The 15,700-nt window shown below is 53.0% G+C and carries 13 protein-coding genes; 3 read left to right on the top strand and 10 right to left on the bottom strand.

All coding sequences use genetic code 11. The features are described 5' to 3' along the window. The first annotated feature begins 57 nt into the window (after positions 1–57). The 3 genes from AC5S27_RS05055 to AC5S27_RS05065 all read left to right on the top strand — a co-directional run bounded on the left by AC5S27_RS05055 (position 58) and on the right by AC5S27_RS05065 (position 4,490). Positions 58–3,012 carry a sensor histidine kinase gene (locus tag AC5S27_RS05055; protein ID WP_493933478.1) on the top strand — a complete coding sequence of 985 codons (2,955 nt, stop codon included), beginning with the start codon at positions 58–60 and terminating at the stop codon, positions 3,010–3,012. Continuing rightward, complete coding sequence (locus AC5S27_RS05060; RefSeq protein ID WP_493933479.1) at positions 3,009–3,638, top strand: response regulator; 630 nt, start codon at positions 3,009–3,011, stop codon at positions 3,636–3,638. Before AC5S27_RS05055 ends, AC5S27_RS05060 begins: the two co-directional genes overlap by 4 nt. Before the next feature lie 222 nt (positions 3,639–3,860). Next, positions 3,861–4,490, top strand: a complete 630-nt coding sequence (locus tag AC5S27_RS05065) for a hydrolase (RefSeq protein WP_493933480.1) — start codon at positions 3,861–3,863, stop codon at positions 4,488–4,490. Between the two features lie 33 nt (positions 4,491–4,523). On the opposite strand, the gene AC5S27_RS05070 is transcribed toward AC5S27_RS05065, so the two are convergent. The 10 genes from AC5S27_RS05070 to AC5S27_RS05115 all read right to left on the bottom strand — a co-directional run bounded on the left by AC5S27_RS05070 (position 4,524) and on the right by AC5S27_RS05115 (position 15,204). Further along, complete coding sequence (locus tag AC5S27_RS05070; protein WP_493933481.1) at positions 4,524–4,991, bottom strand: DoxX family protein; 468 nt, start codon at positions 4,989–4,991, stop codon at positions 4,524–4,526. 9 nt (positions 4,992–5,000) lie between these two features. Further along, positions 5,001–6,485, bottom strand: a complete 1,485-nt coding sequence (locus AC5S27_RS05075; protein ID WP_493933482.1) for an alginate export family protein — start codon at positions 6,483–6,485, stop codon at positions 5,001–5,003. Positions 6,486–6,572: 87 nt separating this feature from the next. Continuing rightward, complete coding sequence (locus AC5S27_RS05080) at positions 6,573–8,390, bottom strand: amidohydrolase (protein ID WP_493933483.1); 1,818 nt, start codon at positions 8,388–8,390, stop codon at positions 6,573–6,575. Between the two features lie 112 nt (positions 8,391–8,502). Continuing rightward, complete coding sequence (locus tag AC5S27_RS05085; RefSeq protein WP_493933484.1) at positions 8,503–9,372, bottom strand: glyoxalase; 870 nt, start codon at positions 9,370–9,372, stop codon at positions 8,503–8,505. A 94-nt stretch (positions 9,373–9,466) separates the two neighbouring features. Continuing rightward, complete coding sequence (locus AC5S27_RS05090) at positions 9,467–10,168, bottom strand: hydrolase (protein ID WP_493933485.1); 702 nt, start codon at positions 10,166–10,168, stop codon at positions 9,467–9,469. A gap of 234 nt (positions 10,169–10,402) precedes the next feature. Then, positions 10,403–11,344: an MBL fold metallo-hydrolase gene (locus tag AC5S27_RS05095; RefSeq protein WP_493933486.1), complete on the bottom strand. Its 942-nt coding sequence runs from the start codon at positions 11,342–11,344 to the stop codon at positions 10,403–10,405. A gap of 147 nt (positions 11,345–11,491) precedes the next feature. Then, on the bottom strand, positions 11,492–12,100 hold the full coding sequence (locus tag AC5S27_RS05100; RefSeq protein WP_493933487.1) for a DUF417 family protein: 609 nt from the start codon (positions 12,098–12,100) through the stop codon (positions 11,492–11,494). A gap of 87 nt (positions 12,101–12,187) precedes the next feature. Then, positions 12,188–13,012, bottom strand: coding sequence for an alpha/beta fold hydrolase (locus tag AC5S27_RS05105; RefSeq protein WP_493933488.1), 825 nt, complete (start codon positions 13,010–13,012; stop codon positions 12,188–12,190). 128 nt (positions 13,013–13,140) lie between these two features. Continuing rightward, a complete protein-coding gene (locus AC5S27_RS05110) occupies positions 13,141–14,271 on the bottom strand; it encodes an alpha/beta fold hydrolase (RefSeq protein WP_493933489.1) in 1,131 nt (376 codons plus the stop codon). A gap of 177 nt (positions 14,272–14,448) precedes the next feature. Next, positions 14,449–15,204: a response regulator transcription factor gene (locus tag AC5S27_RS05115; RefSeq protein ID WP_493933490.1), complete on the bottom strand. Its 756-nt coding sequence runs from the start codon at positions 15,202–15,204 to the stop codon at positions 14,449–14,451. Positions 15,205–15,700: the final 496 nt, after the last annotated feature.

Here is a 15,700-nt window from a genome sequence, read left to right on the forward strand (position 1 = left end):
GTGGGTGCTGGCGACACTGCGAGAGCACTGGATCCGAATCGAAGAGCGTCGCAATATATGCGCGATCGATGGATGACTAGCAACGGCTTCCCCGCCGGTCGTGTGAACGCTATTGCCCAGGCTGAAGATGGATATTTATGGATTGCCACGAGTAACGCCCTCGTTCGATTTGATGGATTTACTTTCCAGACCTTTGAGCAATTAAATCCGGCCGATCGAGCGGTCTCCGCATTTCAAACATTGCTTACGGATCGGGATGGGAACCTCTGGCTCGAAGACGAAAGCAGGCGGCTGCTGCAATATCGAGACCACGCTTTGATGGATACGATCTCCAATTCGGGATTTCCGGACGCCAGAATTGTCGCTGTCTCCCGTGCACAGGACGGCGGTTTGCTGATGGCAACTGCCGGGGTGAATATTCTTCGTTACAGACACGGCAGAATTGAAGCGGGGACGCCGGTAGGTGGGCCAATGCCGACAGTAGTACCACGATCAGTCGCAGAGACTACTGACGGCAAGATATGGATTGGAAGCTTTGAAGAAGGATTGTTTTATGAGGATCAGGGAAAGATTACACCGGTAAAGACTGGTGTTCTCGACAACAAGATCAACACCTTGCTCCCTGTGGCGAATGGCGGATTATGGATCGGTACCGACAGCGGGTTGATCTTCTGGGACGGATCGAAGATTGCTTCCCAGGGACCGTTCAAATCTTTGAGTCATGTTCAGGTGTTATCTCTCGCGCAAGATCGAAACTCGAATATCTGGGTAGGCACTGCGAGTGGTCTGTTTCGGCTAACGTCGGGAAACCCGTTGTTGGTGGACAGTGTCCCCGACGAGTCTGGCAGGGCGATTACGGTGATTTTTGAGGACCGCGATGGGAACCTTTGGATCGGGGATTCCTTTGGCTTGGAACGGATGCGCGACGGTGCATTTTCCACCTTCTCGAAGGCAGAGGGTTTCCCGCCAGACAGCAACGGGCCCATCTATGTAGATGGAGGAAATCGTACTTGGGTCGCAGGTTCGGATGGTGGTCTCTATCGAATTGAGAACGGTCGTGTTGACCGAGTCCATGCGCGGGACTTCAAGAGCGACACTATCTATTCGATTGCAGGGAAGGGGGAGGAAATATGGCTTGGACAGAGGCAAACTGGCCTGACCCACCTAACCGCACACGGTAAGGGATATGTTGCCACCACTTACACGCACGCGCAAGGACTGGCGCAAAACAGCGTTTCCTCGGTCTTCATGAGTCAAGATGGAGCGATTTGGGCAGGGACATTCAGTGCTGGGGTCTCTCGCTTGAAGCAAGGTAAGTTTGAGACATTTACTGCTGCCGATGGTCTTGGCTCGAACACCATATCTTCCATCGATCAAGGTGCAGATGGAACGCTTTGGTTTGGCACCTCCAGTGGGCTCACTGCGTATACGAATGGCCATTGGAAGACTCTGACCGAAAGAGATGGATTGCCGTCGAACGAAGTGAGTACTGTTCGAATGGATTCCGCTGGAGTTCTTTGGATAGGTACGGCGCATGGGTTGGCGTTTCTCACTTCGAATCATGTCATGGTTGCGGTAGAGTCGGAGCCACTTCTTCATGAAGCAATCTTCGGCATCGCGGAAGGACCAGGCGGCTATCTATGGATGAGCACATTGAATCACATTTTCAAAGTTAGGCGAAGCGCCGTCCTAAGTGGCGTGCTCAATTCGGGAGATCTTCGTAAATACGGCCCCGTCGACGGCCTGCCCGGAACAGATGGTGTGAAGGGTGAACGTACCGTGGTGACAGACCATCGAGGCCGCGTATGGTTTTCTATTAGTCGTGGCGTCGCAATGGTGGATCCAATTCGTGCGGACAATAATGACGCTCCCGCGATTCCTCACATAGAGGGACTTTCAGTTGACGGGAATCAGCGAGCGCTCGAGGACGGTGTGCGGATCCCGCCGTTTCCTCAGCAAATCGTGATTCGCTTTGTGGGGTTGAGCCTTGCCGTGCCTGATCGAGTTCGGTATCGATACCGGCTCGATGGATACGATCATGATTGGAGTTCTCCCATTGATACACGCCAAGTGATTTACACAAAGTTAGGTTACGGCACCTACCGATTTCACTTGAAGACTGCGAACAGCGATGGTGTATGGAATGAATCGGAGATCAGCTTCCCTTTTAGGATTGAGCCTGCATTCTGGCAGGCATGGTGGTTTCAGTTATTGAGTGTCCTGACGCTGATACTGGCAGGGTGGCTTTTCTATCTGCGTCGAATGCAGCTGATGACTCGACGATTAAATCTTCGATTTGAAGAGCGTCTGGCTGAGCGGACCCGTATCGCACAAGATCTGCACGATACCCTTCTCCAGGGCTTTATCAGTTCTTCTATGCTTGTCCATGTTGCCACCCATGAGATCCCCGAAAATTCAAACGCAAGGTCCCTGCTCCAAAGATCGTTGGAGTTGATGGGACAGGTTACGCAAGAGGGCCGGACAACTCTCAATGGACTGCGCTCCAGCGGTCCCAAGAACCTAGATTTGCAACAGGCACTTAATTCGATACCAGAGGTTTGTGGACTTCACCAGGATCTAGCGTATCAAGTAACATCGGAAGGCCCATGGCAACCGATGCACCCGGCAATCCGCGACGAGATTTATTGTGTAGCCCGAGAGGCAGTTGTAAATGCCTTTCGTCACTCTGGAGCGTCGACTGTCGAGGTGCGGTTGAAATTCACATGGCATCGCTTCCATTTATTGGTCTGTGACGATGGAATAGGCATCGATGAACAGATTGTGAACCATGGGAAGGATGGGCATTGGGGTCTGAAGGGCATGCGCGAGCGCGCACAGGGAATTGGAGCCAAGCTTACACTCGTAACGAGGTCTATGTCAGGGACAGTTGTTGAGTTGGTGGTCCCCGGGCGGGTTGTATTTCAACCTAGACTACGAAGAACCTTCCTCTGGTTCTTAGGCAGAGATATATCGAGCGGGGAGCACAACGAGAGCGGGAGCGAAACAAAATGACGAGTACAAGACTCATCCGGGTTTTGACGGTTGACGATCATCCACTTATCCGAGAGGGCATTGCGACTGTGATCCGAAGTCAAGCAGATTTGGAACTTGTTGGCCAGGCCTCGGGCGGCAGAAATTCGATAGAGCTCTTCCGTGAGTTTAGGCCAGATGTAACGCTGATGGACCTTAGACTTCCAGATATCAATGGAGTCGAAGCGATGAGCGCAATTCGCGCAGAATTTCCAAATTCAAAGATCATCATACTTACGACTTTTGAGGGCGATGCTGAGGCCAGACGAGCACTTCAGGCAGGAGCTTTTGGATACTTACTGAAGACAATGCCACCGAATGAATTGGTAGAGGCCATCCGTCAAGTCCACGCAGGAAAGAAGCGCGTTGCGCCTGAGATCGGGAAGTCGTTTGCAGAGCATTTCAGCACTGAGAACCTGAGCGAGCGTGAGATCGATGTATTGAAGCAAGTTGCCCAAGGTAATGGCAATCGCGAAATAGGGAAACTACTCCTCATCTCTGAAGAGACCGTGAAGGCTCACATCAAACGCATCATGGAGAAGCTGGACGCAAGCGACCGGACTGCCGCAGTGACAATCGCCATCCGACGCGGCATCATCCATCTCTAGAAGTTCTCTTGATCTATTTCCAATGGAAAGGATACAGCTGCCCTAGAGGATTGTGGAAATGGCGTGGAAACTGCGGACGACTTGAGACGATGTAATAGAAATACATGATGGCGGTGCGATAGAGGATTACGGAATGATACCTCTGATGTTGCAAATCGTCACGGGCGGCGTACTTAACATACAACTCGCTTGATACTGAATATAAGGGCTGAAGGAGGAGAGATGAACGGACCGGATACCTTGCTCAAGCCAAGTGACTGCGTGCTGCTACTGGTTGACTTCCAGGCTGGTCTCGGTTTTGGTGTGGAGTCGATGTCTAGACAGGCTGTATTGAACAATGCCATCGCACTCGCCAAAACGGCTCTAGCTTTTCATGTGCCGGTCGTGGCTTCGACTTCAGCTTCACGGGTCTACAGTGGACCGATGTTTCCTACTCTGCAGGCTGCCCTCCCAGGCGTTAGCCCCATTGAGCGCAAGAACATGAATGTGTGGGAGGATGCACCGGCTCGTGATGCAATTGTCGCTACCGGAAGAAAGCGACTGATCGTTGCGGGACTGCTCACGGAGGCTTGTGTATCTTTTCCCGTGTTATCGGCGCTGAAGGAAGGATTCGAGGTTTTTGTCGTTGGAGACTCTTGTGGTGGTCTGACTCAGGCAGGTCACGAATTTGCTCTACGACGTATGGAGTGGGCGGGTGCCAGGCTCACAAGCTGGGTTCAGGTGCTGTTGGAGTTTCAACGCGACTGGACCCGCCACGACACTTACGAGGATGCCCGCGCGATCGTTGAGTCCAATGGTGGCGGATATGGAATGGGTTTAACCTACGCCCGGTCAATGATCCATCCAGCATAGTGGTCAGGCAGACAGCATGAAGCCATACAGAGGCTATCTTCTCGTATTGCTCTCGTCACCGATCCGCATGCTGGTCTGTCGCGGCACGGACGGCTTATTACGTAGATTGAGAAGTGTGGGCTGATTGTCGATCGATGCGACGAAGAGAAGCCCACCTAGCATAGCGATGTTCTTGAAAAAGTTGATGAGCTGGGGAATGTAGGTTGGGGCTCCTGCAAGGAGCCAGAAGGGATGCCCGACCCAGGTGGCCGGAACGAGAAACAGGATGAGCCCCGCTGCTGCAATGCGTGGGTACATCCCCAGCGCCAACGCACAGCCTGCGACAATCTCGATAGTTCTTCCAAATAGCAGCAGAACTGCTGCTACTGCGTCAGGGCACCCCCGTTGAATCAATTCGCGGAGAGCCTCGCTCTGGTCGATTATGCCTAGCCCATTGATGAGAAACACAAGAGCGACGAGGATCCGAGCGGCTATGATGACAGTCTTCGAGGATTGAGCCATTGGTGTCTCCTAAAACTTGTAGCCAGTCCATAAGGCCCAGTAATTGAGGTTCTTACCGGGTTTTGTATCTTTAAGAAACTGGCCAGCGTAAAAGATGCCATAGTCTGCCTGCGCCCATGCATGGCGGGTGATCTGCCATCGCGCCTCAATACCTGGACGATGGCCAACAAAGCGGGCGCGACTGTTGCCGGCGCGACGGAGAAGTGTACCCGGGACTGTATAGATTCCGTCCAGGAGACTTTCGCGCCACTGCACAACCCAATCGCAGGAGACAGTAACGCCGTGCGGGAACGCGGTTTGTAAGCGTGGGTGAAGATCGATAAAGTTGACTGGCCCCGGACCTGTAGTAGCTAGAACGCCGAAGTAATTGCCTAGTGGAAAAACCGGATTGAAGGTTCCCAGAGATTTACGGTTCGGATTGTCGCCACTGGAGATGTCGGCCTTGAGACTGAAGCGAGGCTTCAGCGGTGCGTCAGGCAAGCTGTATCCGGTATCGGTGGCGACTGTCCATGCGTCGATGCCTCCGTTGGCAAAACTGCCAAATTGCCACACTGCTTCATCATCGAAATCCCAGCCTCGCACTCTTGTTTTAGGTGGATTCCACAGCCTAAAACTTAGAGTGTGTCGCATCTCATGGCCGGAGCCTCGATTGAATGTTGCAGACTGGCGATTGAGCCCTAGATAGTAAGCATCCAAGTAGACGGCCGGGGTGATCGGATGGGATGTGTAGATGCCCCAGAACTCGGTGGCATGATTTGGGGCATTGTCGAAAAAACCAGGCTTGTCGAGGTCTGGTCTTACCAACCATCCGTCGATGTTCCAGGTATCGATTTTGCTCCGTATCTTGACGCCGTCGAAACTCTGTCGCACATTTGGGCCTTCGCGAACCGAGACCAGGCGACCGGAGCCGTAGTTTAATTCCTGCCGCCCAACTCGAAGCTTGATGAAGTTGGTCTTCTCTCCTTCGCCTCGTGTACCAACTTCAAGATACGCGGCGAGAAAGTCGAGCCTCTTCTCGTCGATAATCCGTGGGCCACCCATTCGGAAATCTTCGATACCGCTCTTGAACTGGAGGAATGCACGATAATGCGGTCCGAAATGCATATCGGCGTGCAGCATATAGCGCTCGTTCAGGTATCCATTCCAAGACGGGGACTGGCCGAAGTTGTCGTTGCCGATGTGCTCCCATACTTCCCGAGCCTCACCGCCGACGGAGATGTAACGATCAGAACCCTCAGACCGAAAAGGTATGTATTTGATTGGATCCCACTCATCCCCGTGCAGGCTCCTATCTCTCAAGAAACTCCAGTCTTCATTTTCGCGCAGGATCTTGTAGCTGCGATCTACTTTGGCTTCAGGGACTGTGTCGATTGTTGATCCAATCTGTGCCCGCAGGGGGCGAGTGTCAATCAAAGTCCACATCAGCAGAAAGCACGTCCCACCTAGGGACAAGTACCTTCTCGTACGATCAGCGTGTATGCGGACGTGCTTCATACTTGTTTCGACTCCTCATTAAGTGGGGGTATCCGAAAGACAAACATTGTGGTCTAAGGATCTGCAGCTCCTCACAATGGGCTGGCATCAAAAGGCGAAGCAGTCACAGCCGAGGCTCCAGACTCCTTCCTCACTCTGGACGTAGCAATGTTGGTGGGCCGGTGCCGCGACAGGCTGCTGGACGCGCGCATGCGCCGCGGAGCGATAGAGATCGCCTTTTGCGTAGCCGCCATAAGTCTTGACCGGGGACCAGTCGGGGCTCACGGGTAGAGAAGGTGGCGCAAGGTATGTGAACTCATCGCTGGCGTGGACCACCTGGCCGCCGACAATCGTAAGTATTGATTCGAGATTTCGAATTTCTTCGTCGGGGATGGTGAAGAAGTCCGCCGAAAGTGCGGCGAGATCGGCGAGTTGCCCAACTTCAATGGCGCCCTTCTTGCCATCTTCCGATGAGAACCAACTTGATCCCACAGTGTAGAGCCTAAGCGCTTCGGCGCGACTCATGCGGTTGTCTTGTGCGTAAAGACTGAGCCCACCAATGGTCTTTCCGGTGATTAGCCAATAGAGGGAGAGGAAGGGGTTGTAACTCGAAACGCGCGTTGCGTCTGTGCCTGCGCCAACGGGAATGCCAAGGTCGAGCATCTTACGGATGGGTGGTGTGCGCTCGGCCTTTTGCTTGCCATAGCGATCGACAAAGTATTCACCCTGGAACGCCATGCGGTTTTGGACTGCGATGCCGCCGCCCAGAGCCTTGATTCTTTCCAGATTGCGATCCGAGGCGGTTTCGCAATGATCGAAAAACCAATGAAGACCGTCGAAGGGAGTGTCCCGATTGACGCGCTCATACACATTGAGAGCATGGGAAACCGTCTCGTCATATGTTGCATGGAGGCGGAAAGGCCAACGATTCTCGACGAGATGACGAATGACGACTTCAAGTTCTTCTTCCATCACGGCGGGGACTTCCATACGTGGCTGGAGAAAGTCTTCAAAGTCCGCTGCAGAGAAAACAAGCATCTCGCCGGCCCCATTCACGCGGAAGTAATCATCTCCCTGGCCCGGCTTGACCATGCCTGTCCAGCGTTGAAAGTCGGTGATCTCCTGCTTTGGCTTCTGAGTGAAGAGATTGTAGGCGAGACGAATGGTCATCTCGCCTTTCCGGTGTAATTCATTGATGACATCGTAGTCATCGGGGTAATTCTGGAAACCGCCTCCGGCGTCGACCGCGCTGGTGATGCCGAAGCGATTTAACTCGCGCATGAACAGGCGGGATGAGTTGAGCTGATCTTCGTGGTTAAGCTTGGGACCGCGTGCCAACGTAGAGTAGAGGACGGTGGCGTTGGGCTTAGCTATGATTAGTCCGGTCGGATTTCCGGCACCGTCGTATTCGATCTCACCTGCAGGAAATGGAGGCGTGTTTTTGGTATAGCCGATGGCCCGCAGAGCGGCGGCATTCAGCCACGCGCGGTCGTAGAGGTGAAGTACAAAAACGGGGACATCTGGAGAGGCTTCGTTAATTTCCGCAAGAGTTGGCATGCGGCGCTCGGCAAATTGAAACTCAGTCCACCCACCCACGACGCGCACCCATTGTGGGGGCGAGGTGTGCTGGGCTTGCTCTTTGAGCATGCGAAGCGCATCGGCCAACGATGGCACACCATCCCAGCGAAGTTCCATGTTGTAATTGAGACCGCCGCGAATCGGGTGCATGTGCGAGTCGTTGAGGCCAGGTATCACCGTTCGTCCATGCAAGTCGATGATATGGGTCATTGGGCCGCGGAAGGCAAGGACGCAGTTATTGTTACCGGTTGCCACGATCTTGCCATCAAGGATGGCAACGGCTTCGACAAATTCCGGCGATCCGTTCGTTGCAATTTTTCCGTTATGCAGAATTGTTTCGGCGGTCATGATTGGCTCCTGTTTGGAAACTGCTGGTCCTCGCTGAGCTGCGTCAGCGCGCGACTCTCCATCCCCGCTCGAGAGTGCAGAGAAGTGTTCAAGTCAATACCTGTCGAAGTGATTACTGTTTCTTCAGGGCGTGGATTTCCGCGATGTAGCCGCCGGGAAATTCAACGGTCGCAGTTGTTCGATCGGCGGAGCGATAGGGCTCGAAGAGCACCTTTGCGCCTGAGGCCTTAGCTTTTGCAAGTGTTGTGTCCAGATCTGCAACCTGATATCCGGTCAATTCCCTTCCGAAGGGATAAGGAATGTGACCGTCAGTGACGTTGATCTGCATTCTGCCAAAAGGAGATTCGATTCGGATGCGTCGAAAGTTCTTGCCGGGAATGCCAATTTCGCCAGCATCCGCACTCTTATTGTCGGAGAGAAGTTTACCTTGACTGAACTGCAGAAACTGTTGAAGAAATCCGTCGGCGCGGTCCGGAGAGACATACACGCGATTTTCGGGAACAGTGTCAAGCGGACCATAGGACGGAGCGGTGGTGTGCCAGTAGAGCTGTGTTCTGACGCCTCCCTGCCACTGGATGACGGCGTCAAGTCCTACCGGATCATGGAAGGGTGACACAAGTACCTCGGCCCCTGAACTCCTGGCTGCGTCCAGAGCTTCATTCAGGTCAGTGACCATGTAGCCCGTGCGCTCCGACCCGAAGGGGAAGGGAATAGGAGTGGTGAAGGCGAATACCGATAACGTTCCCACTGGCGTCCAGACGTACTGAAATGTCGTGCTGCTGGGAACCGGCAGGATGTTGGCGACGACCTTCTTTGATCCCTGTCCGCCAAAGGTCGCCGTGAAGCTGCTTACAAACGCGTCCAGGTCCGATGGTGAAACGTAAACGTGTGTCGTGTCGTACTGCGGTCCGACAGCGACGCTCTTGCTGGCGGGCGCGGCCTGCTGAGCCACGCAGACCTGTACGCCCAGAAGAAGCGTCACCAACACTAGAGTTTCCTTACTGCAGGCGAGCCTTTTTCTAATGAATGAGCGCATTGGTATCTCTACCTCCTGGTTCATTTCCTAGGGGCACACCTTAGCTGCGTGTCGGTCCTGGAATGACGTATTCGGGGTACTTAGTCTGCGGCGCTTTATGAAGCATGGTGTAGGCGTACTCCACGCCGACGCCGTAGGAGCCACCATGGTTTTTCACTACGTCCATCACCGCGTTGTAGGTCTCGGTCAGTGCCCAATCACGTTGCCACTCCAACATCACCGAGATTGCCGTGACAGGCTTTGCACCCGCTTGGATCAGTCGCTTCATCGCATTTTCATGCGATAGCTCACTGATGTCTCCGCAACAGTCTTCGACCACGTACACTTCGTAGCCGTCATAGATGGCTTGAATGCCGGCCAGTGCAACGCAGGTCTCTGTCCATAGGCCGGACATGACGATCTTCTTCTTGCCTGTCTTTGCCACTGCAGCGACGAAATTCGCATCGTCCCAGGAGTTCATGCTGGTGCGTTCAATCGGCTCTTGATCCGGAAAGATTGCCTGGATCTGCGGCCACATGATGCCGCTGAAGCTTTGCGTCTCAACCGTAGACAACACGTTTGGCACGTTGAAGATGCGAGCGGCCTTAGCGAGAATGATGTTCTTATTGATAACGGACTGGCGGTCGAAGTTGGAGACGCTAAACAGCATCTGAGGCTGAAGGTCGATCTGCACGAGTACACAGTTATGTGGAGTCAACAATCCTTTTTCGCTGCGCGGGGAGATATTGAATTGAGTAGACATCCGATCCTCCGAATTCGAAGTAAATGAACGAAACACGTTGAGAGAACTAGCTGCGTGAGCACTGATATCTCTCAAGTACAGGACGAGCGTAACCGTATCCAGAACGCCTGACTATCATGTACTTGCATTAGTCAGTTATCGGTACAATTTAGCCAACGCCATATGGGCCAGTGTTGCGTGTGAGGCCTAAGGGGAAAGTTGGCGCTTTCGAATCTTGTGTTGTTCCAATCCAGACTAAATACCTCGATAAACAAGCCAAGTGAATAGGTCTGGTGAGATAAATCCTTCACCCCACTCTGAGTCAAATAATGACGTAGGCTTTCGAGCAATAACCTCTTGAGCGGAGGCTCCGGACTGCTTGAGCGCCGCGATCTTACCGCGCACATCCACGAGCATCTCTTGGAAAGATAGGAGATCGTTGCGTGTCCCAGCAGGGCCATGGCCGCCTACCAGGATGGTGGATGGACCGATGAGAGCGAGGGTTTCGCGACATGCCGCAATCATGCCATCAATGCTTCCACCGCTGCTGTAATCGATAAAGGGATAGAACCTGGGGAAGAAACTATCCCCGGTGTGCAACACGTCGGCATCGACCAGAAATACGGATATGTCTGTGTCGGTATGAGCGGGTGTGTATTGGGTCAGAGCAACCTGATGTCTATTTGCTTTTAGAGTCCAATGGTGCTCGAATGTGACTGTTGGAAGTGCGCCTGCAGGACTAGGCGGATAGATGCCCTCGAACTCCGGGATGAACTGCTCATGCTGCATTCTTTCGAGGGTCTTCTTGTGGCCGATTACGGTAGCACCGGCTGCGTGCATCCATTCGTTGCCGTCAGTATGGTCAAAGTGCCAATGCGTATTGATGAGGAATCGTAGGGGATCGGCCGAGATGGAATGAAGTACCTTATCGATTCGAGCTCTTGATGTCGCAAGGCCACTATCGACGACAAGCGTTCCGTCAGCTCCAGTAAGGACAAGAATATTGCCTCCCGATCCTGAAAGCAGGAACGCCTGATTCCGCAGGGATTGAACTGTCACTTCTGCCTGCACTCCTCCGGCTCGCATCTGAGCCGTGGTCAAATTTGCCTTCAGTAGCGGCGAATCTGAGGTAGGACCGACGAAGATATCTGGTGTAGCATCGAGGGTTGATCTGAGGTTACGCCGTGGTGTTTGCATACGATGCTCCTCATTCGCCTGATGACGGCCCTTTCCTGGAAGTCCTGTGTGAACTTTTGCACGTTGCGATTGATGACTGCTCGACTGTCATCCCTCATATGACCGCAAGAAAAACTGGAGATTCAGATGAACAAGTCATCGCGCCTCTCACGCCTTACGAAGTAGAGCTGCCTTTGCTGAATCTGCTAGCGTGACAAAAGCAGCGGCAAGCATGATGACGTCTTTGACGATCAATCGGCCAGCACCTGAAAGATATGGGAAGCCGTGATTGGCATCTCCCAGGGCCGGCACCCAGGCTTCCGGAGTAGTGACGAGAAACGACAGTGTGGTGCAGGCCATCAAGATGAGCAGGCCGCTGCCAAGTGCTGAGATGTCAGGCCGGATGGGGTAGAAAGCGATCAGAAGTCCAATCCCAATGATGACCCCGCCCAGGCCGTGCGAGAACGCATACGTGCCGTTTTGCCGGTGCCACTCCCTGTGCTGAAGATTCAACTCACCTTCCTTGTTCATGTGAGTTCGATATTCCGCCGGTCGATGGTAGAGGAAGCTCATGAGTGGGCTGTTCGCTACGAGTGGGACTATACTGTCCGCTTCGTAGTCTACGAACTTCAGTCCGCCAATCCACACAAGCACGATCACTAATGCAACTCGCAACATCCCTATTGCCACGCGGTCAAGCTTTGACGCTTTGGATAGAGCTGCTATTCGCAAATGCCGAAGTGATGAACCATCGTCTTCACGCAAAAAGTCATGCACGAGGAATACTTCCTTCCAGGTTGTTATGCTCTTATGAGAATCAGCACGCCGCTCTATAACAACGTGCGTGCTGGTGCTTCAACTGTCTCAGGACTTGAGGAAAGCCAGCAGGTCTGCGTTGACCTCATCAGCATGGGTGACGCTCATACCGTGTGGCGCGCCGGGATAAATCTTCAAGGTAGCGTTCTTGATGATCTTCGAGCTCAGGAGCGCTGAGTCTTCGATCGGCACGATCTGGTCCTGATCACCATGCAGGATAAGAGTGGGAACTTCAATCTTCTTGAGGTCTTCGTTCAGGTCAGTTTCGGAGAAGGCTTTGATGCAGTCGTATGTTCCGACGACTGAAGCCTGCATAGACTGGAGCCAGAAGAAGTCGCGAACCCCCTCCGAAATCTTTGCACCGGGTTTGTTGTAACCATAGAAGGGCAAGCTGAGATCCTTCATGAGTTGTGACCGGTCGGAGACTACACCAGCCCGAAGCCCGTCGAAGACTGAGATTGGCAAGCCACCTGGATTCGTATCGGACTTGACCATCACTGGCGGTATGGCACCAATTAACACTAGTTTTGACAACCGCTTGTTACCGTGCCGACCGACATAACGCGTCACCTCTCCGCCGCCCGTCGAATGTCCTACAAGCGTAATGTCGTTGAGATTGAGTGCTTCAATCAGTTCCGCAAGATCATCGGCATAGGTATCCAGATTGTTGCCACCCCATGACTGTCCTGAGCGACCATGACCGCGACGATCGTGTGCGATAACACGGTACCCGCGCTGCCCAAGAAACAACATCTGAGCATCCCATGCGTCAGCGCTCAAAGGCCATCCATGCGAGAAGACTACTGGCTTGCCGCTACCCCAGTCTTTGAAGTAAATCTGCGTTCCATCCTTCGTCGTTATAAAATCCGTCATTTTTCCTCCTTAGTTGTTTGCGGTTGTGAGCGAGACCCTGTGCCAATTGATAAAATGAGCCGGTGCGTTTCATGTGTTACTGCTAGCGCCAATGGCAATGGATACCAACCTTGCGTATTCCATAAAGGCTACGATTTGATAAATGCCAGCAGATCCTGGTTAACCCTATCTGCCATGGTTACTGTCATTCCGTGCGGTGCGCCCTGATAGATTCTTAACGTAGCCTTCGGGATGATCTTCGCGGTCAACATCGCAGTGTCGGCTATGGGTACAAGCTGGTCCTGCTCGCCGTGTAAGATCAGCGTTGGCACATTGATCTTCTTCAAATCTTGTGTCATATCCGTTTCGGATTGGGCCTTAATGCAGTCGTAGGTCGCATCGATGGATGCCTGCATTCCCTGGCGCCAGAACTCACTTCGCACTCCATCCGAAATCTTCGCACCTGGCTTGTTGTATCCAAAGAAAGGCAGACTTAGCTCCGTGAGAAACTGTGAGCGATCCGTAGCGACCGCTGTACGAACATCATCAAAGGCAGAACGCGGAATACCATCAGGGTTGTTATCAGACTTCATCAGCGTGGGAGTGATTGCGCCAATCAGTACGAGCTTTGCTAATCGTTGATTGCCGTGCCGCCCAATGTAGCGTACAACCTCACCGCCACCGGTCGAATGACCTACTAGCATCACATCTTTGAGATTCAGCGATTCGAGCAGCTGGGCGAGGTCATCAGCGTAGGTATCGAGATCGTTCCCGTTGCGCGACTGTCCCGAGCGTCCGTGACCGCGACGGTCGTGTGCAATCACGCGATAGCCGTGTTGAGCGAGGAATAACATCTGTGCGTCCCACGCGTCGGCGTTTAAAGGCCATCCATGCGAGAACACAATGGGCTGCCCACTGCCCCAGTCCTTGAAGTGAATGCGAGTCCCGTCTTTGGCTGTCATAGTGCTCAGTTGATTTCTGCTAGATCCCCCGCGCGCGCCCAAAGTGATTGTGGGTAGACTCTCGCTTGGTCGCGCTGCAGCCGGAAGGCTGATGAAGGCAACGGCAGCCGCCCCGCCGAGGATCACATCGCGACGACTCATTTCCTTCATGATGGGGAGAGGTGGGATTCGAGTACCTCTCTTCCGTTTTACTTCCTTTTCCATTTGATCGAACACCGCAACCTCCTGTGCAATTGTTGGGCATCTCGCTATGGGGTTCGCTAACTGGTAGATTCCTTGCAGATCATTCTGACACCAGAAATCCTCATCGACGCTCAATCACCGTTCTAGAGAGATGAAGCATGAGGATACGCAGTCCTGCTCTGACTGACAAACAACCGGATCATTCAGTCTCAGAGCGTAATCATTCGTAGGATTTGCGTCTATCATGTGTTTCCGCTATAGAAGGATTACATCCTTCTGAGGTGTGGCTTTGAACTGTTGCGCCTAAGACGATCAGGAACAGTTGGACTGCATGGCAAACTGCGAACCGCAATTCTCTGCGCGCCAATGGGGTATGCGAAGATGCATCGCTATTCTCACGAGTTCTGCGATCGAACTAGCTTCCATTTTTCGCATTACATGGCTTCGATGGATTTGTAGCGTGACTTCTGAAATGCCAAGGACCGATGCAGCTTGTTTGTTTAGGAGCCCTCCAATGATGAGCGGTAGAACTTCTCGCTCTCTTGGCGTGAGGAGTGAGAATCGCTGAGTCAGCTTCTCGCGTTCTGCTCTTCTGAAGCGCCGCTTTCGGTCGTGTGTAAGTGCTTCCCGAACTGCTGCAACTAATGCGGCGGGATCTATCGGATCGCAAAGGATCGAGATCGCACCTGCCTTCATGGCACGAACTGCAGCCTGTATATCAGGCTCATTACTGATGAAGATGATTGGGGGACATGTCTCCCGCCCAATTCGATGTTGCAGATCAATGCCAGAGTCGACCGACAGTCGCAAATCGATAATGAGGCAACCGGGTTCATCCTCTTTTCCGTATTTGAGATAGTCCGCTGGCGACCTAAAGCGGCGAAACGTTACATTGAGAGCACTGAGCATTTCGAAAGAAGCTTCGGAGACCGGTAAGTTCTCACCGATAAGGTAGATGGTCTGGTTGGCTTGCTCCGCGACACTGACGTTTACTGGGACTTGTCGTTTTGGCATTCTATTTGAATGGAAATGCGCAGTTGAAGCGGCACTCTGGTAGGTTGCTTGCATGGGTAACCCCTCCTGGAGCGAATCAGTAGAACGGTCGCGTCGAACTGTATTCGTAAGTTAAAACAACCTTCGCTGGGGAACTGATTCGCCGTACCAGAAGACTAGATGGGGGCGTGCGTTCTGAACATACGGGGAACAACAGTCTGGACCCTGTATTTTTCTTTAGCAAATTAGGTACCTGTAAGTTGTATCCAGCCGGACTTCCCTCCGCACTCCTGCAAACGTCCACGGTGCCGTCGATCTTGACCGCTGGATACAATTTCACTGGCCCAGGAGCCATAAGGAACTATAGAAGTGGCACGGATGAAGGGGATATTTCGAGCATGGTGAGTGTGACTTAAGTGTTGAGGGAGCGCTTGTTGGGTTGAGAATGCACCGTTGGCTCTGTGCTTGCCCTTGCATCTGACAATGATCGAACGGAATCACGCTGGTCGGTGAGAAGCATGGCAAGCCTGACGCTGGCCAATTGACCTACGAGATATATGTCTGTTCACAG

This window comes from Acidicapsa borealis (assembly GCF_059115245.1).